Source organism: Citrobacter sp. Cf136 (genome assembly GCF_030333815.1).
GTDB classification, from domain to species: Bacteria; Pseudomonadota; Gammaproteobacteria; order Enterobacterales; family Enterobacteriaceae; genus Citrobacter; species Citrobacter freundii.
Map to the genome: position 1 here is coordinate 512,944 of NZ_JAOWFE010000029.1, position 23,341 is coordinate 536,284.

Genomic DNA, 23,341 nt, shown 5'->3' on the forward strand with positions numbered 1-23,341 from the left:
TACAAGAGACGTTGACGATTACTCGCCTTTCACGCGCTCAATGTTTGCGCCCAGCGCACGCAGTTTATCTTCGATGCGCTCATAGCCGCGATCGATGTGATAAATACGATCGACCACTGTTGTACCTTCAGCAATACAACCTGCCAGCACTAAACTTGCAGATGCACGCAGATCGGTCGCCATAACCTGTGCGCCTGAGAGTGTTTCCACGCCGTGGCAAATCACGGTATTGCTTTCGATTTCTGCGTGAGCGCCCATACGGCTCAGCTCAGGCACGTGCATAAAGCGGTTCTCAAACACGGTTTCCGTGATGAAGCCGGTCCCTTCTGCCACCAGGTTCAGCAGCGTGAACTGGGCCTGCATATCGGTAGGGAACGCCGGATGCGGCGCAGTACGCACATTAACCGCTTTCGGACGTTTGCCGTGCATATCAAGGCTGATCCAGTCGTCGCCGACTTCGATATCCGCACCCGCATCACGCAGTTTCGCCAGAACGGCATCCAGTGTGTCCGGTTGTGCATTACGGCAGATAATTTTGCCACGAGAAATTGCCGCCGCCACCAGGAAGGTACCGGTTTCGATGCGGTCTGGCAGAACGCGATACACACCGCCGCCGAGACGCTCAACGCCTTCGATCGTAATACGATCGGTGCCCTGGCCAGTGATCTTCGCGCCCAGCGCAATCAGGAAGTTCGCGGTATCCACAATCTCCGGCTCGCGCGCAGCGTTTTCGATGATGGTGGTGCCTTCGGCAAGCGTTGCTGCACACATGATGGTGACAGTCGCACCGACGCTCACTTTGTCCATGACAATATGCGCGCCTTTCAGACGGCCATCAACGGACGCTTTCACATAGCCTTCTTCCAGCTTGATAGTCGCGCCTAACTGCTCCAGACCGGTAATGTGCAGGTCCACCGGACGCGCGCCAATGGTGCAGCCGCCCGGCAGTGAAACCTGGCCCTGGCCAAAGCGGGCAACCAGCGGCCCGAGCGCCCAAATGGATGCACGCATGGTTTTCACCAGATCGTACGGCGCACAGAAGACGTTCACATCACGCGCATCAATGTGCACGGAACCATTACGCTCAACTTTCGCACCCAGCTGGCTCAACAGCTTCATTGATGTGTCAACGTCCTTCAGTTTCGGGACGTTTTGGATCTCTACAGGTTCTTCAGCCAGCAGCGCCGCAAACAGGATCGGCAGTGCGGCGTTTTTAGCGCCTGAAATTGTGACTTCACCCTGGAGCTTGGTTGGCCCCTGAACACGAAATTTATCCATTATTCTGTTCTCTGTTTAGAATTTATCTTCGCTACCGGCACATCACCCGTAGCTCAAAAACCGTTAAGTTTGCGATCGCGCGCCCATTCCGCTGGGGTAAACGCCTTAATCGACACGGCATGAATGCGGTTGTCCGCAATGTACTCCATCAACGGGCCATAGACCGATTGCTGCTTCTTGACCCGGCTCATGCCTTCAAACATCTCACCCACGGCAATAACCTGAAAGTGACTGCCGTCGCCAGAAACGTGGACTTCCTGGAGGGAGAGTGCATTCATCAGCACGCTCTGAATTTCATTATTTTCCATGGGCTCTTCATTCGTCAGATAGTGAAAACAGCCCAACATCTTAGAGCAAAGTGGCGCTGTCATAAATAAGCAAAAAGCCTCGCTGATAAATCAGACAAGGCTTTAGTGGCAGATCCCCCTCGGGGGTTTTGCCGGATAGCGGCACAAGACCTTATCCGGCCTGGAAAAATTAACGCGGAAGGACGTCGTCAGGCAGATTGTAAAGCTGCGCCAGCGTGTACACTTTATCGTTAACACCAGTGAGCGAAACGCTGTTTCCCTGCTGCTTGCCTTGATTAATCAGATGCAACAGTAACGCCAGACCGCCGGTATCTACCCGGGATACCTGGTTCAGATCGATGCAGGATACCCCTTTCATCGCCTCAATTCGCGCATCCCATAAGGGATTTAACACGTCCTGATCCAGCTCTCCCACCAGCACCAGCTTGTCGCCTTCGCGCGTCCAGGTGAGTGACTGCGTCATTATTTTTTCTCTTCCAGAGTGATTTTCTGCTGAGAAATAGATTTCAGCTGTGCCGTCAGGCCATCAATACCTTTGGTACGCAGCAGGTCGCTCCACTCATTTTGTTTGGTGGTGATCATACTTACGCCTTCGGCGATCATGTCATACGCCTGCCAGTTACCGGTCTGGGAGTTTTTACGCCACTGGAAATCCAGACGTACCGGAGGACGACCGTTTGGATCGATGATGGTTACGCGGATAGGTACGATGGTCGCATCACCCAACGGCTGCTCAGGGGCAATCTGATAGGTCTGGCCGTGGTACATCGCCAGTGCCTGGCCGTAAGCCTGCTTCAGATATTCACGGAATGCAGCAAAATAGGCTTCACGTTGGGCAGGAGTCGCATCTTTGTAGTAACGACCCAGCACCAGCGCACCGGCATACTTAACCTGCACATAAGGCAGCAGTTCCTGATCGACGACCTGACGCAGGTAATCGGGGTTGGAACGGATTTTTGGTTGCTCGTTCTTCAGACGGTCAAAGGTCTTTTGCGCCGCCTCATCCATCAGTTTGTACGGGTTAGTCTGGTCTGCTGCAGTTGCCGCGCTAAGTGGAGCAATCACCAGCATAGCCACCATCATCAATCGTTTAAACATACGTCGATTCTCCTGATATTATTTCGTTGCGCCCGCAGGCGTAGTGGCTTCATTATTGCCTTCAGTTGCGGCTGGCGCATCGCCAGAATTCTTATTGTCATCACCTTTGCTGTTGCTGTTGTAAAGGAACTGACCAATCATATCTTCCAGCACCATCGCAGATTTCGTGTCCTGAATCGTACCGCCATCTTTGAGGATAGACGTTCCCAGCTCAGGATCTTCAAAACCCACGTTCAATGCCAGATACTGTTCGCCCAGCAGACCGGAAGTACGGATGCTCAGAGAACTTGTGTCAGGAATATGGTTAAAACGCGATTCGATTTCCAGCGTCACGCGCGGCAGGTACGTTTTCGGATCTAACGAGATGTCCGATACGCGTCCAACTACCACCCCGCCAATCCGCACCGGAGAACGCTCTCTCAGGCCGCCGATATTATCAAAGGTCGCATAAATCGTGTAAGTCGGTTCAGTACGCATTGAGGTAACGTTCGCCGCCTTCAGGCAGACAAACAGCGCAGCCAGCAGCGCAACCAGCAGGAATAACCCGACCCAAATTTCATTTTTTTTCGTTTGCATGAACTCAATTCCCAAACATCAGTGCGGTCAGCACAAAATCCAGCCCCAGAACGGCAAGAGAGGCGTGCACAACGGTGCGTGTCGTTGCCCGGCTAATCCCGGCAGAGGTCGGGATCGCATCATAACCATTGAACAATGCAATCCAGGTGACCGTAATGGCGAACACCACGCTCTTAATCAGACAGTTGACCAGGTCCAGACGCCAGTCGACGGCATTTTGCATAGCCGACCAGAAAAAGCCCGCATCAATACCCTTCCAGCTTACGCCAACCAGTGAACCACCCCAGATCCCCACGGCGACAAATATAATCGTTAGCAGCGGCAATGAAATGACACCGGCCCAAAAACGCGGAGAGATCACCCGGCGCAGTGGATCGACGGCCATCATTTCCAGGCTGGAAAGCTGCTCGGTCGCTCTCATCAGACCAATCTCTGCAGTTAAGGCCGATCCGGCCCGCCCGGCAAACAGCAGCGCCGCAACAACCGGCCCCAGCTCACGTAACAATGACAGCGCCACCAGCATACCGAGGCTGGTTTCCGCACTGTAGGTCGTCAGCACCAGGTATCCCTGCAATCCCAACACCATACCGATGAATACGCCTGACACAATAATGATCAGCATCGATAAGACACCGACATTATAGAGCTGGCGTATCAGCAGCGGCGCATGTTTGCGAAACTCCGGTTTGCCGACAACCGCATTGAACAACATTAATCCGGCTCGCCCGAACGTCCTGAGGGTTTTTATTCCTCGATGTCCGAGTGATGCCAGCGCATTTAACAACATGGGTGGCTTAACTCCCTGTTTAGAGTAAATCGATATGGTAGTCACCCGCCGGGTAACGGAACGGAACCGGTCCATCGGCAATGCCGTCAAGGAACTGGCGTACGCGCGGATCGGCATTTTCTTGTAGTGCCTGAGCACTACCGTAGGCCACTATTTTTTTGTCCGCCATTATATAGGCGTAATCCGCAATACTCAGTACTTCAGGCACATCATGGGATACCACCACACAGGTGACACCCAGCGCACTGTTCAGTTCTGAAATCAACTTCACCAGCACGCCCATGGTGATGGGATCCTGACCGACGAACGGCTCATCAAACATAATGAGGTCAGGCTCCAGCGCGATAGCACGCGCTAACGCAGCGCGGCGCGCCATCCCGCCGGATAATTCAGAAGGCATTAATTTGGCCGCACCCCGCAGACCGACGGCTTCGAGCTTCATCATCACCGTGCTCTTCAGCAACGGCGCTGGCAACGTCGTATGCTCGCGCAGAGGGTACGCAACGTTGTCAAACACATTCATGTCGGTAAATAGCGCACCTGACTGAAACAGCATACTCATGCGCTTACGCACGGTAAATAAACGCGAACGGGACATGGCCGGGACGTTCTCACCGTCAAACAGAATCTCGCCCTTATCCGGTGAGATCTGTCCGCCAATCAGACGCAACAGCGTCGTTTTGCCGATGCCTGATGGCCCCATGATTGCCGTCACTTTACCGCGCGGTACCGTCAGGGAAATATTATCAAAGATGCAGCGGTCACCCCGGGAAAAGCTGACATCGCGCATATCGACTAGATTCGCCACAGACTGCCCCATTGATTCATCCTTTACTATTGCCTTGTTGATCGAAGAGTTTGGCGCTCAATTTAGCCCTGAACTCAACATATTTACAGATTATTGCCTGTCCTGGTTAGCGAAAGCTGGCATTTGTTTTACTTTTTAGCCGCATAAAGTCAAAATTAAGACTTCGTTACGGCTTCCAGAAGATCCTTCAAGAGGACCGGCGAGTATACCTGAAGAAAGGACTTTAGATGCTTTTAGCGACGGCGCTGTTAATAATTGGTTTACTTCTGGTGGTCTACGGTGCCGACCGTCTGGTATTTGCCGCATCCATTTTATGTCGAAACGTCGGTATTCCCCCCATTATCATCGGAATGACCGTGGTCAGCATTGGTACGTCGTTACCCGAGATCATTGTCTCCGTTGCCGCATCGATGAATGGGCAACTCGATCTGGCTGTCGGGACCGCCATAGGTTCTAACATCACCAACATTCTGCTTATTTTAGGCCTGTCGGCGCTGATTCATCCTTTTACCGTGCATTCTGATGTTCTGCGTCGTGAATTACCGCTAATGTTGCTGGTAAGTATTTTAGCTGCATCCGTCCTGTATGACGGGCAGTTGAGCCGCAGCGACGGTTTCTTTCTTCTGCTCCTGGCCGTGCTATGGCTGCTATTCATTGTTAAAATCGCCCGTCTGGCCGAGCGACAAGGCAATGACAGCCTGACACGCGAGCAGATAGCTGAGCTGCCGCGCGAAGGCGGGTTACCCGTCGCATTTTTGTGGTTGGGTATTGCGCTGATTATTATGCCTATGGCTACGCGTATGGTGGTAGATAACGCTACCGTACTGGCGAACTATTTCGCCATGAGCGAACTCACCATCGGGTTGACGGTGGTCGCCATTGGTACCAGCCTGCCGGAACTGGCAACGGCGATTGCGGGTCTGCGTAAAGGTGAAAACGATATTGCCGTCGGTAACATTATCGGCGCGAACATTTTTAATATTGTTATCGTCCTCGGGCTACCGGCGCTGATTACGCCGGGCGAAGTCAATCCTATGGCCTTCGTCCGGGACTACAGCGTCATGCTGCTGGTGAGCGTTATTTTTGCATTACTCTGCTGGCGACGTCCGCGCCAGATTGGTCGCGGCGCGGGCGCGCTGCTGACCGGCGGTTTTATCATATGGCTGGCGATGCTGTATTGGTTATCGCCACTTCTCGTTGGATAACTGGAAACGCATTATGTCGCACTTAGAGTTGCAACCGGGTTTTGACTTTCAGCAAGCAGGCAAGGAAGTCCTGGCAATTGAACGTGAAGGCCTGGCGGAGCTTGATCAGTACATCAACCAAAATTTTACCCTCGCATGCGAGAAAATATTCAGTTGCCCGGGCAAAGTCGTGGTGATGGGAATGGGGAAATCCGGCCATATCGGGCGGAAAATGGCAGCCACATTTGCCAGCACCGGCACCCCCTCATTTTTTGTACACCCAGGCGAAGCTGCACATGGCGATCTGGGTATGGTCTCGCCGCAGGATGTGGTCATCGCCATCTCTAACTCCGGTGAATCCAATGAGATAGCGGCGCTGATCCCGGTATTAAAACGTCTTCATGTGCCGCTTATCTGCATGACCGGTCGTCCGGAAAGCAGTATGGCGCGTGCAGCAGATGTGCATCTGTGTGTTAAAGTGCCCAAGGAAGCTTGTCCGTTAGGCCTGGCGCCGACCAGCAGCACGACAGCAACACTGGTGATGGGCGATGCCCTTGCGGTGGCATTATTAAAAGCGCGCGGCTTTACCGCGGAAGATTTTGCATTGTCTCATCCCGGTGGCGCACTGGGCCGTAAGCTTTTACTGCGCGTTAACGATATTATGCATACGGGCGACGAGATCCCGCATGTAACCAAAAACGCCAGCCTGCGTGACGCCTTAATTGAGATCACGCGTAAAAATCTCGGCATGACCGTCATTTGCGATGATGCCATGAAGATTGACGGTATTTTCACCGATGGTGATTTACGTCGTGTCTTCGATATGGGCGTTGATGTACGCCAGTTAGGCATTGCCGATGTGATGACCCCTGGAGGCATTCGCGTGCGTCCGGGTATTCTTGCCGTCGATGCCCTGAACTTAATGCAGTCCCGCCATATCACCTCGGTAATGGTTGCTGATGGCGACCAGTTACTCGGTGTGTTACATATGCATGATCTGCTACGTGCAGGTGTAGTGTAAGAAACTCAAGGATAACGAAAATGAGTAAAGCAGGTGCGTCGCTTGCGACCTGTTATGGACCCGTCAGCGCAGACGTTATCACCCGGGCAGAAAACATCCGTTTGCTGATCCTGGATGTGGATGGCGTACTGTCTGATGGTCTGATTTATATGGGCAACAACGGTGAAGAGCTGAAGGCTTTTAACGTCCGCGATGGTTACGGAATTCGCTGTGCGCTCACTTCCGGTATTGAGGTTGCCATTATTACCGGACGAAAGGCTAAACTTGTAGAAGATCGCTGTGCCACTTTGGGGATCACCCACCTGTATCAGGGGCAGTCAGACAAACTGGTTGCCTTTGGCGATCTCCTTAGCAAACTGGCGATCGCGCCGGAGAATGTCGCCTACGTTGGCGATGACCTGATCGACTGGCCGGTGATGGCACAAGTGGGATTGAGCGTCGCGGTGGCAGATGCCCACCCTTTGCTGATCCCACGGGCCGATTATGTCACCCGTATTAATGGGGGACGTGGCGCTGTGCGTGAAGTCTGCGATTTATTACTCCTGGCGCAGGGCAAACTGGACGAGGCCAAAGGGCAATCGATATGAGCAAAACCAGACGTTGGGTTATCATTCTACTGTCGCTGGCTGTCCTTGTGATGATTGGTATTAATCTGGCAGACAAAGAGGACACCGCTCAGGTCGTCGTCAATAACAACGAGCCAACCTATAAGAGCGAACATACTGATACCGTCGTGTATAGTCCGGAAGGCGCGCTGAGCTATCACTTGATCGCACAACACGTTGAATATTATTCGGAACAAGCGGTTTCGTGGTTTACTCAACCAGTATTAACCACATTTGATAAGGATAAAGTACCGACCTGGACGATCAAGGCCGATAAAGCCAAATTGACCAACGATCGGATGCTGTATCTGTACGGCCATGTTGAGGTTAACGCCCTGGTGCCTGACTCTCAACTACGCAGAATTACGACCGATAACGCGCAGATTAACCTGGTGACACAAGATGTCACTTCCGATGATCTGGTGACGTTGTATGGCACAACATTTAACTCCAGCGGACTGAAGATGCGCGGCAACTTACGCAGCAAGAACGCCGAGCTGATTGAAAAGGTTAGAACCTCATATGAAATCCAAAACAAACAAACTCAGCCTTAATCTTGTACTTGCCAGCTCACTTCTGGCCGCCAGCATTCCGGCATTTGCCGTCACCGGCGATACCGAGCAGCCGATTCACATTGAGTCGGACCAGCAGTCCCTGGATATGCAGGGCAACGTGGTGACGTTTACTGGCAACGTGATTGTGACTCAGGGCACCATCAAAATTAACGCCGATAAAGTCGTCGTGACCCGTCCTGGCGGCGAAGACGGCAAAGAAGTGATTGACGGCTATGGCAATCCAGCGACGTTTTACCAGATGCAGGACAACGGTAAACCGGTTAAAGGCCGCGCCTCGCAGATGCACTATGAACTGGCGAAAGACTTTGTCGTGCTAACCGGCAAGGCGTATCTGGAACAGCTCGATAGCAACATCACGGGCGATAAGATCACCTATCTGGTAAAAGAGCAGAAAATGCAGGCCTTCAGCGATAAAGGCAAACGCGTCACCACCGTTCTGGTTCCGTCGCAGTTGCAGGACAAAAACAAGGCTCCGGCAGAGAAAAAAGGTAACTGATTCGTTATGGCAACATTAACTGCAAAGAACCTTGCAAAAGCCTATAAAGGCCGTCGTGTGGTGGAAGATGTCAGTCTGACCGTCAACTCCGGGGAGATCGTCGGTCTGCTCGGTCCTAACGGTGCAGGCAAGACAACAACCTTTTACATGGTGGTCGGCATTGTCCCGCGCGATGCGGGTAACATTATCATTGATGACGAAGACATCAGCCTGCTGCCTCTGCATGCACGCGCGCGTCGCGGCATCGGCTACTTACCGCAGGAAGCATCGATTTTCCGTCGTCTGAGCGTGTTTGATAACCTGATGGCGGTACTGCAAATTCGTGACGATCTGACCAGCGAGCAGCGGGAAGATCGCGCCAACGAGCTGATGGAAGAATTCCACATCGAACACCTGCGTGACAGTATGGGGCAGTCGCTCTCCGGTGGTGAACGACGCCGCGTGGAGATCGCCCGCGCACTGGCCGCTAATCCGAAATTTATCCTGCTGGATGAACCGTTTGCCGGTGTTGACCCGATTTCCGTTATTGATATCAAACGGATCATCGAACACCTGCGCGACAGCGGCCTTGGCGTGCTGATTACCGACCATAACGTCCGCGAAACGCTGGCAGTGTGTGAGCGCGCCTATATCGTGAGTCAGGGGCACCTGATCGCGCACGGCACGCCAACAGAAATACTGCAGGATGAGCACGTTAAGCGCGTATACCTTGGGGAAGACTTCAGACTCTGATAGGGTAGAAGACTTCACGTCACCGCAGGAGAAAACAACTCTGAACATGAAGCAAGGTTTGCAACTCAGGCTTAGCCAACAACTGGCGATGACGCCTCAGCTACAACAGGCTATCCGTCTGTTGCAGCTGTCCACGCTGGAACTTCAGCAAGAACTTCAGCAAGCGCTGGAAAGTAATCCACTGCTCGAGCAAACCGATCTTCACGACGAAATTGATACCCAGGAAAAACAGGACAGCGAAACCCTCGACACCGCCGATGCTCTCGAACAAAAAGAGATGCCTGAGGAGCTGCCACTTGATGCCAGTTGGGATGAAATTTACACCGCCGGGACGCCTTCGGGCACCAGCGGAGATTACATCGACGACGAGCTGCCTGTGTATCAGGGTGAGACCACGCAATCACTACAGGATTACCTGATGTGGCAAGTGGAACTGACCCCATTCTCGGATACCGATCGCGCCATTGCGACATCCATTGTGGATGCGGTAGACGAAACCGGTTATCTCACCGTGACCCTGGACGATATTCTCGAAAGCATGGGCGATGACGACGTCGGTATGGACGAAATCGAAGCCGTGCTTAAACGCGTTCAGCGCTTTGATCCCGTAGGCGTGGCCGCCAAAGATCTCCGCGACTGCTTACTGATCCAACTTTCGCAGTTTGATAAAGCCACACCGTGGCTGGAAGAAGCGCGTCTGATCATCAGCGATCATCTCGATCTGTTAGCCAACCATGACTTCCGCACGCTGATGCGCGTGACCCGACTGAAAGAAGACGTGCTAAAAGAAGCCGTCAATCTTATTCAGTCACTGGATCCAAGGCCTGGGCAGTCGATCCAGACTGGTGAACCAGAATACGTTATTCCGGATGTGCTGGTGCGTAAGCATAACGATCGCTGGGTGGTCGAACTCAACAGCGACAGCATCCCACGACTGCAGATCAACCAGCACTACGCCGCTATGTGCAATAGCGCGCGCAACGATGCCGACAGTCAGTTTATACGTAGCAATCTACAGGATGCGAAGTGGCTGATTAAAAGCCTGGAAAGCCGCAATGATACACTGCTGCGCGTAAGTCGCTGCATCGTGGAGCAACAGCAAGCCTTCTTTGAGCAAGGTGAAGAGTTTATGAAACCGATGGTGCTGGCGGATATCGCCCAGGCCGTCGAGATGCACGAATCGACCATTTCCCGTGTGACCACGCAAAAGTATCTGCACAGTCCGCGCGGCATTTTTGAATTGAAGTATTTCTTTTCCAGTCACGTTAACACTGAAGGTGGAGGCGAAGCCTCATCCACGGCGATCCGTGCGCTGGTGAAGAAATTAATTGCTGCGGAAAACCCCGCGAAACCACTGAGTGACAGCAAGTTAACCTCTATGCTGTCAGAACAGGGTATCATGGTGGCACGCCGCACCGTTGCGAAGTACCGAGAGTCTTTATCCATTCCGCCGTCTAACCAGCGCAAACAGCTGGTCTGACCCAACCGATAAGGAAGACACTATGCAGCTCAACATCACTGGAAACAACGTCGAAATTACTGAAGCCCTGCGCGATTTTGTTAATACAAAATTTGCCAAGCTTGAACAATATTTCGACCGGATTAATCAGGTCTATATTGTGTTGAAAGTGGAGAAGGTTACACATATCTCGGATGCAACGCTGCATGTGAACGGTGGCGAAATTCATGCCAGCGCGGAAGGTCAGGATATGTACGCAGCCATTGACGGTTTAATTGATAAACTGGCTCGGCAGTTAACAAAACATAAAGATAAACTGAAACAGCACTAACTTGTCCGGGCAGTTAGCGGGTGCAGGACGGCCTGTTGTGTAGCACAACGGGCCATTTGTACAGTTAGCGCTTAGGTGAAATTATGACAAATAACGATACGACTCTACAACTGAGCACTGTTCTTAACCAGGAATGTACACGCGCAGGTGTTCACTGCCAAAGCAAGAAACGCGCACTGGAAATCATCAGTGAACTGGCGGCAAAACAGCTCAGCTTGCCTTCTCAGGTGGTATTTGAGGCCATTCTGACGCGTGAAAAAATGGGCAGTACCGGCATCGGTAATGGTATTGCTATCCCGCACGGAAAGCTGGAAGAAGACACGATGCGCGCGGTTGGTGTGTTTGTGCAACTTGAAACGCCTATCGCCTTCGACGCTATTGATAATCAGCCAGTCGATCTGCTGTTCGCCCTGCTGGTTCCGGCGGACCAAACCAAGACGCATTTGCATACGTTGTCACTGGTCGCAAAACGTCTGGCGGATAAAACCATCTGTCGTCGTCTGCGCGCCGCACAGAGTGACCAGGAGTTGTATCAAATCATCACGGACACCGAAGGTGGACAGGATGAAGCATAACAACCCAATGGCATCCTTTTTTGTCGTTGTGAGGAGAAACAGTACATGGTACTGATGATCGTCAGCGGCCGTTCAGGGTCAGGTAAATCTGTCGCTCTGCGTGCGCTGGAAGATATGGGTTTTTACTGCGTGGATAACCTTCCCGTAGTGCTGTTGCCCGATCTGGCTCGTACTCTGGCCGATCGCCAGATTTCTGCGGCCGTCAGCATTGATGTGCGCAACATGCCTGAGTCCCCGGAGATTTTCGAGCAGGCAATGAACAATCTTCCTGAAGGCTTCTCACCACAGCTGCTGTTCCTTGATGCTGACCGTAACACGCTGATTCGTCGCTACAGTGACACGCGTCGCCTGCACCCACTCTCCAGCAAGAACTTGTCTCTGGAAAGCGCTATCGATAAGGAAAGCGATTTGCTTGAGCCTTTGCGCTCTCGCGCTGACCTGATCGTTGATACCTCCGAAATGTCCGTACACGAACTGGCGGAAATGTTGCGTACCCGACTGTTGGGCAAACGTGAACGTGAATTGACGATGGTTTTCGAATCCTTTGGTTTCAAACACGGTATCCCGATTGATGCGGATTATGTCTTTGACGTGCGCTTCCTGCCTAACCCGCACTGGGATCCGAAGCTGCGCCCAATGACCGGTCTTGACCGCCCCGTCGCCGCGTTCCTCGACAGGCACACAGAAGTACACAATTTTATCTACCAGACGCGCAGCTATCTTGAGCTATGGTTACCCATGCTGGAGACCAACAACCGTAGCTATCTCACCGTAGCCATCGGTTGTACCGGCGGGAAGCACCGTTCGGTGTATATTGCAGAGCAGCTGGCAGACTACTTCCGCTCACGCGGTAAAAACGTGCAGTCACGCCATCGTACGCTGGAAAAACGTAAATCATGACCGTGAAGCAAACTGTTGAAATCACGAATAAGCTGGGCATGCATGCCCGTCCAGCTATGAAACTGTTTGAATTGATGCAGGGTTTCGAAGCAGAAGTTTTGCTGCGTAATGATGAAGGAACGGAAGCCGAGGCCAACAGCGTTATCGCTCTGCTGATGCTGGATTCAGCCAAAGGGCGTCAGATAGAAGTTGAAGCCACGGGTCCGCAGGAAGTTGAAGCCCTTGCCGCAGTGGTTGCCCTGTTTAATTCAGGTTTTGATGAAGATTAGTCAAGTGGTTTTAACACGTAGCCAGTAGGTCGGATAAGGCGTTTACGCCGCATCCGGCAATGCCATTGTGTCGTATTGTGCCTGATGCGCTGCACTTAAATCAGGCCAACAAAAACAGCGACAGTAGCGACTAATACAACTTATTTTCCCGCATAAACGACTCACCGCCTAACTGGCGCATTTGACGCATGATCCACGCCTGGCGGCTACGCACATAACCAGAAGGCGCATTCGCTTTAAAACGCAAAGGATTAGGTAATACCGCCGCCAGCAAGGCCGCTTCAGACAGACTCAACCGACTGGCAGGCTTATGGAAATAGCGCTGCGCCGCCGCCTCCACGCCGAAAACCCCATCGCCAAACTCAGCGATATTCAGGTAAACGGTCAGAATACGTTTCTTGCTCCAGACGGTTTCCATACCCAGCGTTAGCCCGGCTTCAAGACCTTTACGTACCCAGCTACGTCCATCCCACAGAAAGAGGTTTTTCGCCGTCTGTTGCGATAACGTCGACGCCCCGCGAATACGGTTTTCATTGCGTTCATTGTGCGCCAGCGCTTTCTCTATGGCGGAGACATCGAATCCCCAGTGCTCGGGAAACTTCTGGTCCTCCGCGGCAATGACGGCCAGTCCCATCCACGGTGAGATCTCGTCCATGCTCACCCAGTCTGAGTGCGCCACATAACCAAAATCACCGGACAGCCATGCGCCCAGTTGCCGTTCAACCATCACCGCCGAAAAAGGTACAGGCATCACGCTGAAAAGTGCGATGCCTCCGCCCCAGAATACGCCGAGGACAATGACCGCCCGCAGAAAGATACGTCGCAGAAAGGCGGTAACTCCTGTTCTCATTCAGCCAGCACCAGCACACGCGATACCAGTTTATCGATGCCACTCGCAGCCTGAGCAATGTCCTGCGCCAGCATATAGGCGGGCGTGGTAACGATTTTATTGTCTTCATCGACGACAATGTCATCAACCGGACAAGGCACATGTTCAGCGCCCATCTCTTCCAGCACCTCTGCCGTATCGATATCAGTACCGATGGTCAGACGCAGCGGGAAATCAAAAATTTTAGGTAACATCGCGGGCGCAATGCACATAAATCCCAGCGGCTTACCCGCCTGATGCATAGCCACCGCCAGCGCGGCTAAATCGCTGTCAACCCGGCATTCGCTGCCCTGACTGGCAAAATTGCTCAGATTTTTGGCCGCACCAAACCCGCCCGGCACGATCAACGCATCCAGTTCCGCTGAGACTGCCTGAGCGAGCGGGCGAATTTCACCGCGTGTTATACGTGCGGCTTCAATCAGTACATTACGCGTTTCCAGCATCGGCTCGCCGGTCAGATGATTAATCACATCCGCTTGCTGTTTATCCGGAGCAAAGCAGACGGCCTGAGCGCCGTTGCGGGCAATGGCCAGAAGCGTGAGAACAGTTTCATGGATCTCTGCACCGTCATACACGCCGCATCCACTGAGCACTACACCCACTTTTTTCATCGTGATACTCCTTTCTCAACTGGCTGAAACATATTAGTTATTATGATTTAAATGCTACGCTTCACACATTTAACTGATTCATGTAACAAATTATTTAAGATTTGCTATCTTAACTGCGTGCGGCCTGAAAATTAGGGCTGCGCCCTTGTAAACAATGATAATAATTTACGGCGCAGCCACGATTTCCCTGGTGTTGGCGCAGTATTCGCGCACCCCGGTCAAGCCGGGGTCATTTTTTTTCCACGCTCGCCACCCAGGCTTTTAATACCGCCACGTCGTGCTGCCACTCCTGCTTCATCTCTTCAATCCATTCAGCAACGTTATCTTCCCAGGCGGGAAGGTCCGGAGACTGGATTTGCTGACCTAACTGTTGCAGGTGACGCAGCCCCACAGAACCTGCTGCGCCTTTAATTTTATGACCTTCCTCAACCACGCCTTTTTTATCCCGTGCGGTCAAGTTTGACTCCAGCACGCTCAAATATCCCGGCATCATCTTCTCAAACACCGCCAGCCCGTCGGTAATTAACTTCGGTCCCACCAGCTCGAGGTATTGTTCCAACATAGGAATATCTAACAGCGCTTGCGATTTACTGCTTTCTTCAGATGTCACAGTGCTCTCCTCTTCGTTTCTGGTATCCCAGTATTTTTTGATCATGGCGGTTAGCGCCGGAACCGACAGCGGCTTACTCAGCACGTCATCCATTCCCGCGTCCAAATACTCTTTTTTATCTTTCAGTACGTTGGCGGTGAGTGCAACCAGCGGCGGAAGGTCCTCACGAGCGTATTTTTGCGTGAGCTCCCGCGAGATATCCAGACCGGTCATATCCGGTAGCTGAATATCCAGCAGCACCAGGTCATATTCACCCGGCTTAAACATTTCCAGCGCGGCTTTCCCGGTCATCGCGACATCCACGCTGTTGCCTAATTTTTCCAGCACGGAACGCGCAACAATAACGTTCAGTTCAATGTCTTCCACCAGCAGCACATTCAGGGCTGGCAGCGGCATGTCATCGTCTTCAAAGGCGTCTTCAATCTCTTCCGCTACCGCAGGCGCATGTACGGTCAGCGTAAAGATGGAGCCTTTACCTGCCTGGCTGGAAACCGTAATATCGCCGCCCATATTTTTCGCCAGACGCTTCGACACGGCCAAACCAATCCCGGTTCCTGTGGCCGGTTTACCGCCGTTGCTGTCCTTCACCTGATAATACATGGCGAAGATTTTATCCTGCTCATCCTGCGGAATGCCGATCCCAGAATCTTCAACCTCGAAATGCAGCATATCGCCCTGGTCATAGCGCGCCCGCACGGTCACCTGTCCCTGCTGAGTGAACTTCACGGCGTTGCTGATCAGATTCCACAGAATCTGGCGCAAACGCGTGCCGTCGGTAATGACCTTATGCGGTAGCGGTAACGTTGGCTCAAGTACAAAACGCAGCCCTTTTTGCTGCGCCTGCAGGCCAGAAAGGTTTTCCAGATCCGCCATAAAGCTGGTGAAATCAACAGGCTGGTTATCGAGCTGGACTTTACGTCGCTCCATCTTATCCATATCTATGATATCGTTGAAAATATTCCCCAGCGTCACGGCAGAGACATGGATGGTTTTCAGGTATTTTTCCTGCTCAGCGGTCAGGTCTGTATCCAACAGGATGCGGCTTAAGCCGACAATGCCGTTAAGCGGAGTGCGCAGCTCGTGGCTGATGGTGGAAATGAAGGTGGTCTTATCACGGCTGGCACGTTCAAGCGCGTCCTGATAGCGCTTACGCTCGGTAATATCGCGCCCAAAGCCCATCAGGCCATGTCGCTTACCTACGCGGTCATAGTACGGCACTTTACGAATTTCAAAGCAGGCTTTGCGCCCGTCCGGGTAGTCCAGCCACTGTTCGTAGGTGAGTGAGACGTTATGACGGAATACCTTCTCGTCGGTTTCAATTACCTTTTCAGCCGCTTCAGGAGAGTAAACGTCAGCCGGTTTTAAGTTCACCAGCTGCTTTTCGCTTTTGCCAGTCAGCAGCTCCATGGCACGGTTACAGCCGGAAAATTCTTTATCTTCATTGCGATAAAAAACCAGATCCGGCGAGGCATCAAGGAAAGAGCGTAAAAAGGAAGACTGTTGCTCGAGCTGGATCTGCGCTTCTTCGCGCTCTTTGATTTCAACCTTCAGTTGCTCGAACGTTTCCTGGCGCTCCGCTTCGGCTTTTTCGCGCTCAACAATTTCCTGATTGAGCTGGGCTATATTATCTTTCAATTGCACATTGAGCTTGAGATCGCGCTCGCGCATCTCTTCCAGCTTTTGTACCAGTCGTGACAGGCGTTGCCGGGACTCTTCCAGTTGCTCCACCACCACTGACAGGAAATAGACAGCCCAAGGGGTAATTAACAGACCAAAAAAGATAGAACGGATAACATCAATGCTTTCTACCTGGCCATGCAGCACCATGGTGACAGCCATCTGCACCACAATTGCCAACACGACCAGAGCCAGCGCCAACAGCAGCGAAAAGCGCACCAGACCCAACTTCATCATTAGGTCGACGTAATATTGCGCCAGCATACGGATTTGCTTCATAGAGGGTTCCTTCACGACAACTTGGCACAATAATACTCAATTCTTGGCGTGACGTTTGAGAATGTGCAAGAAATGCGGAGGTTATCAGTGAAATGACCGTAGAAGGTTAATCGTAGGCCTAATAAGCGAAGCGCCATCAGGCAAGCAGGCGCAGATTGCCGGATGTCGGTTTTACCTTATCCGGCCTACGGAGGGTTAGATCCCCGGCTGCACCCATGGCGTACCTAGCGCCGAGCCTTGCACGCCGTGCTCGTTAAGGTACTTATCCAGTTCAACCATCCCAGTCCAGCGATTTTCACACCATAGCGGTGCTAACAGCGTTGGGCGACGCGCGCTGGCGGAAATGCGATGATAAATCACCTCTGGCGGCGTATGGCGGATCATCTCCCCGGCGGTAACCGTATAATCGTCCAGTTCAATTCCGTTCAGCCGCCCGGCTTCCCAGGCTTTCGCCATCGTACTGCCTTTCACAATATGCAGCGGATGCAGCTTAATACCGTCAACACCCGTCTCCACCACACGCTCCATGGTTTGTAGGCATTCTGCCTGCCCTTCTCCCGGCAGACCGACAATCAGGTGCGAACAGACTTTCAGCCCGCGTTCACGCGCCAGTCGCGTGGTGTTCTGGTAGCAGGCAAAATCATGACCGCGGTTAATACGGTGCAGGGTTTTGTCATGTGCGGTTTGCAGACCAAGTTCCAGCCATACCTCATAACCCAGGTCTTTATACTCGCAAAGCAGATCGAGTACCGCATCCGGCACGCAGTCGGGGCGCGTCCCAACGCATAACCCGACGATACTGGCCTGGCTGACCGCCTGCTGATACATCGACCGCAGCACCTGTACTTCAGCAAAGGTGCTGGTATAGGCCTGAAAATAGGCCAGATAGCGTCTGGCGCGATTGACCAACTGCGCCTGATGTTCAAGCTGCTCGGCAATGGAATGATGCTGCTGAGTTTCATCGGCAAACGAGGCGACATTACAGAAAGTACATCCGCCACGTCCGATGGTGCCATCGCGATTTGGACAGCTAAAGCCGCCGTGCAGCGTGAGTTTATGAACCTTTTGTCCATAACGGCGAGAAAGATCCCCACCAAACATATTGACTAATTTCTGTAACTGCATAATCTGGTAGACCGCGCCTTGAAAAGAGGCCAAAGCCTGCCATTTTTTGCCCCAGTCGGCGATGACCTGGATCAATCGCCCTGGCGAGCCTTTATTTATTGCATAACAAATCAAAATAATTGAAATTTCATTCACTCAAAATCTAATTACTTTTCCTTATATTCAGCGGTTTTTTTTATCTTCTTATACTCTCAGCGTAAAAACAGTATCTTTAAGACGCCTGAACTCTAAAAACCAGCATAAAATGCCAGTTATCTCGATAAATAAAGGGAGGACGAGGGATATCCAGCCTTTCTGACAGTGAGACAGATCACACTTCCTGGGGGATTCCCCTTAGGTTAAATCAATGTAAAAAATCCTTTTATTTCAATATTTTCATAAAGTTAATTGCCCTATAGCACATTTTTGCATAAATAAGATTGCCATTTGACCTGTGTGTGGATTCCCGATAACTTGGAAATCCGCTGGAAGCTTTCTGGATGAGCAGTCTGCTCATCATATTTATGCAGTAATTGAGATTCCCTCTGAAGCAAGTCCTCAAACTTGTTTGACCTGTGCGAAAAGGATAAAGAGGGCGAATGCGAGGTAAGCGTATGACACGCAAACCCCGTCGCCATGCTCTTGGTGTGCCCGTGCGCAACGGTCCAGATGGAATCCCTCAGAGCCTGGGGAGGTTCACTGATATGTTGTACGATAAATCCCTTGAGAGGGATAACTGTGGTTTCGGCCTGATCGCCCACATAGAAGGCGAACCTAGCCACAAGGTAGTGCGTACCGCCATACACGCACTGGCCCGTATGCAGCACCGTGGCGCAATTCTTGCCGATGGAAAAACCGGCGATGGTTGCGGCCTGCTGTTACAAAAACCTGACCGCTTTTTCCGCATCGTGGCGCAAGAGCGCGGCTGGCGTTTAGCCAAAAACTACGCCGTCGGCATGATCTTTTTAAATAAAGACCCTGAGCTGGCTGCGGCTTCTCGTCGCATTGTTGAAGAAGAATTACAGCAGGAAACCCTGTCGATTGTCGGCTGGCGCGACGTGCCGACCAACGAAGGTGTTCTCGGTGAAATTGCGCTCTCCTCCCTGCCTCGTATCGAGCAAATTTTTGTTAACGCCCCTGCGGGCTGGCGTCCGCGTGATATGGAGCGTCGCCTGTTCATCGCGCGTCGTCGTATCGAAAAACGCCTCCTGCAAGACAAAGATTTCTACGTCTGTAGCTTGTCGAATCTGGTCAATATCTATAAAGGTCTGTGTATGCCGGCGGATCTGCCGCGCTTCTACCTGGACCTGGCAGACCTGCGTCTGGAATCGGCCATCTGCCTGTTCCACCAGCGCTTCTCCACCAACACCGTACCGCGTTGGCCGCTGGCGCAGCCGTTCCGCTATCTGGCGCACAACGGTGAAATCAACACCATCACCGGCAACCGCCAGTGGGCGCGCGCCCGTACCTATAAGTTCCAGACGCCACTGATCCCTGACCTGCACGACGCCGCGCCGTTTGTTAACGAAACCGGCTCAGACTCCAGTTCGATGGATAACATGCTGGAACTGCTGCTGGCAGGCGGGATGGACATCATCCGCGCCATGCGCTTACTGGTTCCACCGGCATGGCAGAACAACCCGGATATGGATCCGGAGCTGCGCGCGTTCTTTGACTTCAACTCCATGCACATGGAACCATGGGACGGTCCGGCGGGCATCGTCATGTCCGACGGCCGCTTTGCCGCCTGTAACCTTGACCGTAACGGCTTGCGTCCGGCACGCTACGTCATCACCAAAGACAAGCTGATTACCTGCGCCTCTGAAGTCGGGATCTGGGATTATCAGCCGGATGAAGTGGTAGAGAAAGGCCGCGTCGGCCCTGGCGAGCTGATGGTTATCGATACTCGCAGCGGGCGCATTCTCCACTCCGCCGAAACCGATGATGACCTGAAAAGCCGTCACCCATACAAAGAGTGGATGGAGAAAAACGTCCGCCGCCTGGTACCGTTCGAAGACCTGGCTGACGATCAGGTCGGCAGCCGTGAACTGGACGATGACACCCTCGCCAGCTATCAGAAACAGTTTAACTACAGCGCTGAAGAGCTGGATTCCGTGATCCGCGTGCTCGGTGAAAACGGCCAGGAAGCGGTCGGTTCAATGGGTGACGATACCCCGTTTGCCGTACTCTCCAGCCAGCCGCGCATCATTTATGACTACTTCCGCCAGCAGTTCGCGCAGGTCACCAACCCGCCGATCGACCCGCTGCGTGAAGCGCACGTCATGTCGCTGGCCACCAGCATCGGTCGTGAGATGAACGTCTTCTGCGAAGCTGAAGGTCAGGCACACCGCCTGAGCTTTAAATCGCCGATCCTGCTGTACTCCGATTTCACCCAGCTCACCACCATGAAAGAGGAGCATTATCGCGCTGACCGTCTGGATATCACTTTCGACGCGACCGAAACTACGCTCGAAGAGACCGTCAAAGCATTGTGCGATAAGGCGGAACAGATGGTGCGCAACGGCACGGTACTGCTGGTACTCTCTGACCGCAACATCGCTAAAAATCGTCTGCCGGTTCCGGCGCCGATGGCCGTGGGCGCAGTGCAAACGCGTCTGGTAGAACAAAGCCTGCGCTGCGACGCCAACATCATCGTTGAAACCGCCAGTGCCCGCGATCCGCACCATTTTGCCGTCCTGCTCGGTTTTGGCGCGACGGCAATCTATCCGTATCTCGCGTATGAAACATTGGGACGTCTGATCGACACTCAGGCGATTGCCAAAGATTACCGAACCGTGATGCTGAACTACCGTAACGGCATCAATAAAGGTCTGTACAAAATCATGTCCAAGATGGGCATCTCGACCATTGCCTCCTACCGCTGCTCGAAGCTGTTTGAAGCCGTTGGTCTGCACGATGATGTGGTTGCGTTGTGCTTCCAGGGCGTGGTCAGCCGTATTAGCGGTGCAGGGTTTACCGACTTCCAGCAGGATCTGCTGAACCTCTCCAAACATGCATGGCTGGCGCGTAAACCTATCAGCCAGGGCGGTTTGCTGAAGTACGTCCACGGGGGCGAATACCACGCCTACAACCCGGACGTGGTACGCACTCTGCAGCAGGCGGTACAAAGCGGCGAGTACAGCGACTATCAGGAATACGCCAAGCTGGTTAATGAGCGTCCGGCGGCCACGCTGCGCGATCTGCTGGCGATTACGCCTGGCGATGAAGCCGTAAGCATTAGCGAAGTAGAACCCGCGACCGAACTGTTTAAACGCTTTGATACCGCCGCCATGTCTATCGGCGCATTAAGCCCCGAAGCACACGAAGCGCTGGCCGAAGCCATGAACAGCATCGGCGGCAACTCGAACTCCGGTGAAGGCGGCGAAGACCCGGCGCGCTACGGCACCAATAAAGTGTCACGCATTAAGCAGGTTGCTTCCGGTCGCTTTGGCGTAACCCCGGCATACCTGGTCAATGCCGATGTCATTCAGATTAAAGTCGCTCAGGGCGCGAAACCTGGCGAAGGCGGTCAGTTACCAGGTGATAAAGTCACCCCGTACATCGCCAAACTACGCTATTCAGTGCCGGGCGTGACGCTGATCTCCCCGCCGCCGCACCACGATATCTACTCTATCGAGGATTTAGCGCAGCTGATTTTCGACCTGAAACAGGTCAACCCGAAGGCGATGATCTCGGTGAAGCTGGTTTCCGAACCAGGCGTTGGTACCATCGCTACTGGCGTAGCGAAAGCCTATGCGGATCTGATCACCATTGCTGGCTACGATGGCGGCACTGGCGCAAGCCCGCTCTCATCAGTGAAATATGCGGGCTGCCCGTGGGAACTCGGCCTGGTGGAAACCCAGCAGGCGCTGGTGGCTAACGGTCTGCGTCACAAGATTCGTCTGCAGGTCGATGGCGGTCTGAAAACCGGCGTCGATATCATTAAAGCGGCAATTCTGGGTGCAGAAAGCTTTGGCTTCGGTACCGGCCCGATGGTGGCGCTGGGCTGTAAATATCTGCGTATTTGCCACCTGAACAACTGCGCAACCGGTGTTGCAACTCAGGATGAGAAACTGCGTAAGAATCACTATCACGGCCTGCCGTTCAAAGTGACCAACTACTTTGAATTTATCGCCCGTGAAGTGCGCGAGCTGATGGCCTCGCTGGGCGTTACCCGCCTGGTGGATCTGATTGGTCGCACCGACCTGCTCAAAGAGCTGGAAGGGTTTACCGCCAAGCAGCAAAAGCTGGAGCTGTCTCGTCTGCTGGAAACCGCCGAACCGCATCCTGGTAAAGCGCTGCATTGCACCGAGAACAACCCGCCGTTTGATAATGGCGTGCTGAACGCCCAGCTGTTACAGCAGGCGAAGCCGTTCGTCGACGAGCGCCAGAGCAAAACCTTCTGGTTCGATATCCGCAACACCGACCGTTCCGTCGGCGCATCGCTGTCGGGCTATATCGCTCAGACGCATGGCGATCAGGGGCTGGCGTCTGACCCAATCAAAGCGCACTTCAGCGGTACTGCAGGCCAGAGCTTTGGCGTGTGGAACGCGGGCGGTGTGGAGCTGTATCTGACCGGCGATGCCAACGACTATGTCGGTAAAGGCATGGCGGGTGGTCTGCTGGCAGTGCGTCCTCCGGTTGGCTCTGCTTTCCGTAGCCATGAAGCGAGCATCATCGGTAACACCTGCCTGTATGGCGCCACCGGTGGTCGCCTGTTTGCTGCGGGTCGTGCGGGTGAGCGCTTTGCAGTGCGTAACTCTGGCGCAATCACCGTGGTTGAAGGTATTGGCGACAACGGCTGTGAATACATGACCGGCGGCATCGTCTGTATTCTCGGCAAAACCGGCGTTAACTTCGGCGCGGGCATGACCGGCGGATTCGCCTACGTGCTCGACGAAGACGGTGAATTCCGCAAACGCGTAAACCCGGAACTGGTCGAAGTGCTGAGCGTGGACTCGCTGGCGATCCACGAAGAGCACCTGCGCGGCCTGATTACCGAGCACGTACAGCATACCGGTTCTTCTCACGGCGAAGAGATCCTGGCGAACTGGCCAGCATTCTCGGCGAAATTCGCGCTGGTAAAACCAAAATCCAGTGATGTGAAAGCACTGTTGGGTCACCGTAGTCGTAGCGCAGCAGAGCTGCGTGTGCAGGCGCAGTAAGGGG

23 protein-coding genes are annotated in these 23,341 nt (G+C 53.2%); 12 read left to right on the plus strand and 11 right to left on the minus strand.

The window, feature by feature from the left end; all coding sequences use genetic code 11:
- Positions 1 to 18: 18 nt before the first annotated feature.
- From murA to mlaF, 7 genes are all read right to left on the minus strand, one after another.
- The gene (gene murA, locus OGV98_RS03040) at positions 19 to 1,278 is read right to left on the minus strand and encodes a UDP-N-acetylglucosamine 1-carboxyvinyltransferase (RefSeq protein WP_003839949.1); all 1,260 of its coding nucleotides are present in this window, start codon (positions 1,276 to 1,278) and stop codon (positions 19 to 21) included.
- Positions 1,279 to 1,331: 53 nt separating this feature from the next.
- The gene (ibaG, locus tag OGV98_RS03045; protein WP_003025040.1) at positions 1,332 to 1,586 is read right to left on the minus strand and encodes a BolA family iron metabolism protein IbaG; all 255 of its coding nucleotides are present in this window, start codon (positions 1,584 to 1,586) and stop codon (positions 1,332 to 1,334) included.
- 169 nt (positions 1,587 to 1,755) lie between these two features.
- Positions 1,756 to 2,049, minus strand: a complete 294-nt coding sequence (mlaB, locus tag OGV98_RS03050) for a lipid asymmetry maintenance protein MlaB (protein WP_003025045.1) — start codon at positions 2,047 to 2,049, stop codon at positions 1,756 to 1,758.
- Positions 2,049 to 2,684, minus strand: coding sequence for a phospholipid-binding protein MlaC (gene mlaC / locus OGV98_RS03055; RefSeq protein WP_003025047.1), 636 nt, complete (start codon positions 2,682 to 2,684; stop codon positions 2,049 to 2,051). The genes mlaB and mlaC overlap by 1 nt, the downstream gene beginning before the upstream one ends.
- 18 nt (positions 2,685 to 2,702) lie before the next feature.
- Entirely contained in the window at positions 2,703 to 3,260 is a 558-nt protein-coding gene (gene mlaD, locus OGV98_RS03060) for an outer membrane lipid asymmetry maintenance protein MlaD (RefSeq protein ID WP_003025050.1), read from the minus strand.
- 4 nt (positions 3,261 to 3,264) lie between these two features.
- Positions 3,265 to 4,047, minus strand: a complete 783-nt coding sequence (mlaE, locus tag OGV98_RS03065; RefSeq protein ID WP_003025053.1) for a lipid asymmetry maintenance ABC transporter permease subunit MlaE — start codon at positions 4,045 to 4,047, stop codon at positions 3,265 to 3,267.
- Positions 4,048 to 4,066: 19 nt separating this feature from the next.
- Positions 4,067 to 4,867, minus strand: coding sequence for a phospholipid ABC transporter ATP-binding protein MlaF (mlaF, locus tag OGV98_RS03070; RefSeq protein WP_003025057.1), 801 nt, complete (start codon positions 4,865 to 4,867; stop codon positions 4,067 to 4,069).
- A gap of 215 nt (positions 4,868 to 5,082) precedes the next feature.
- On the opposite strand from mlaF, the gene OGV98_RS03075 reads away from it, so the two are divergent.
- The 11 genes from OGV98_RS03075 (at position 5,083) to npr (ending at position 13,002) form a co-directional block, all read left to right on the plus strand.
- Positions 5,083 to 6,060, plus strand: a complete 978-nt coding sequence (locus OGV98_RS03075; protein WP_003839941.1) for a calcium/sodium antiporter — start codon at positions 5,083 to 5,085, stop codon at positions 6,058 to 6,060.
- Positions 6,061 to 6,073: 13 nt separating this feature from the next.
- A complete protein-coding gene (gene kdsD / locus OGV98_RS03080) occupies positions 6,074 to 7,060 on the plus strand; it encodes an arabinose-5-phosphate isomerase KdsD (protein ID WP_003025063.1) in 987 nt (328 codons plus the stop codon).
- 20 nt (positions 7,061 to 7,080) lie between these two features.
- Positions 7,081 to 7,647: a 3-deoxy-manno-octulosonate-8-phosphatase KdsC gene (kdsC, locus tag OGV98_RS03085; protein WP_003025065.1), complete on the plus strand. Its 567-nt coding sequence runs from the start codon at positions 7,081 to 7,083 to the stop codon at positions 7,645 to 7,647.
- A complete protein-coding gene (gene lptC / locus OGV98_RS03090; protein ID WP_003025068.1) occupies positions 7,644 to 8,219 on the plus strand; it encodes an LPS export ABC transporter periplasmic protein LptC in 576 nt (191 codons plus the stop codon). Before kdsC ends, lptC begins: the two co-directional genes overlap by 4 nt.
- The gene (gene lptA / locus OGV98_RS03095) at positions 8,188 to 8,736 is read left to right on the plus strand and encodes a lipopolysaccharide ABC transporter substrate-binding protein LptA (RefSeq protein WP_003025070.1); all 549 of its coding nucleotides are present in this window, start codon (positions 8,188 to 8,190) and stop codon (positions 8,734 to 8,736) included. Before lptC ends, lptA begins: the two co-directional genes overlap by 32 nt.
- A 6-nt stretch (positions 8,737 to 8,742) precedes the next feature.
- Positions 8,743 to 9,468: an LPS export ABC transporter ATP-binding protein gene (lptB, locus tag OGV98_RS03100; RefSeq protein WP_003025073.1), complete on the plus strand. Its 726-nt coding sequence runs from the start codon at positions 8,743 to 8,745 to the stop codon at positions 9,466 to 9,468.
- A 46-nt stretch (positions 9,469 to 9,514) separates the two neighbouring features.
- Positions 9,515 to 10,948, plus strand: a complete 1,434-nt coding sequence (rpoN, locus tag OGV98_RS03105) for an RNA polymerase factor sigma-54 (protein ID WP_003025074.1) — start codon at positions 9,515 to 9,517, stop codon at positions 10,946 to 10,948.
- Between the two features lie 22 nt (positions 10,949 to 10,970).
- Entirely contained in the window at positions 10,971 to 11,258 is a 288-nt protein-coding gene (hpf, locus tag OGV98_RS03110) for a ribosome hibernation promoting factor (RefSeq protein ID WP_003025078.1), read from the plus strand.
- An 83-nt stretch (positions 11,259 to 11,341) separates the two neighbouring features.
- Positions 11,342 to 11,833 (plus strand): PTS IIA-like nitrogen regulatory protein PtsN, encoded by a 492-nt coding sequence (ptsN, locus tag OGV98_RS03115; RefSeq protein WP_003025083.1) that lies wholly within the window; start codon positions 11,342 to 11,344, stop codon positions 11,831 to 11,833.
- 45 nt (positions 11,834 to 11,878) lie between these two features.
- Complete coding sequence (rapZ, locus tag OGV98_RS03120) at positions 11,879 to 12,733, plus strand: RNase adapter RapZ (protein ID WP_003025085.1); 855 nt, start codon at positions 11,879 to 11,881, stop codon at positions 12,731 to 12,733.
- Positions 12,730 to 13,002 (plus strand): PTS phosphocarrier protein NPr, encoded by a 273-nt coding sequence (npr, locus tag OGV98_RS03125; RefSeq protein ID WP_003025086.1) that lies wholly within the window; start codon positions 12,730 to 12,732, stop codon positions 13,000 to 13,002. The genes rapZ and npr overlap by 4 nt, the downstream gene beginning before the upstream one ends.
- Before the next feature lie 130 nt (positions 13,003 to 13,132).
- On the opposite strand, the gene mtgA is transcribed toward npr, so the two are convergent.
- The 4 genes from mtgA to mnmL all read right to left on the minus strand — a co-directional run bounded on the left by mtgA (position 13,133) and on the right by mnmL (position 18,193).
- Entirely contained in the window at positions 13,133 to 13,852 is a 720-nt protein-coding gene (gene mtgA / locus OGV98_RS03130) for a monofunctional biosynthetic peptidoglycan transglycosylase (RefSeq protein WP_003025087.1), read from the minus strand.
- Positions 13,849 to 14,502 carry an isoprenoid biosynthesis glyoxalase ElbB gene (gene elbB / locus OGV98_RS03135; protein WP_003839926.1) on the minus strand — a complete coding sequence of 218 codons (654 nt, stop codon included), beginning with the start codon at positions 14,500 to 14,502 and terminating at the stop codon, positions 13,849 to 13,851. The genes mtgA and elbB overlap by 4 nt, the downstream gene beginning before the upstream one ends.
- Before the next feature lie 229 nt (positions 14,503 to 14,731).
- Positions 14,732 to 17,068: an aerobic respiration two-component sensor histidine kinase ArcB gene (arcB, locus tag OGV98_RS03140; RefSeq protein WP_003844840.1), complete on the minus strand. Its 2,337-nt coding sequence runs from the start codon at positions 17,066 to 17,068 to the stop codon at positions 14,732 to 14,734.
- Positions 17,069 to 17,263: 195 nt separating this feature from the next.
- Complete coding sequence (mnmL, locus tag OGV98_RS03145; protein ID WP_003839924.1) at positions 17,264 to 18,193, minus strand: tRNA modification radical SAM protein MnmL/YtqA; 930 nt, start codon at positions 18,191 to 18,193, stop codon at positions 17,264 to 17,266.
- Positions 18,194 to 18,876: 683 nt separating this feature from the next.
- Here mnmL and gltB point away from each other — a divergent pair.
- Positions 18,877 to 23,337: a glutamate synthase large subunit gene (gene gltB, locus OGV98_RS03150; protein WP_003839922.1), complete on the plus strand. Its 4,461-nt coding sequence runs from the start codon at positions 18,877 to 18,879 to the stop codon at positions 23,335 to 23,337.
- Positions 23,338 to 23,341: the final 4 nt, after the last annotated feature.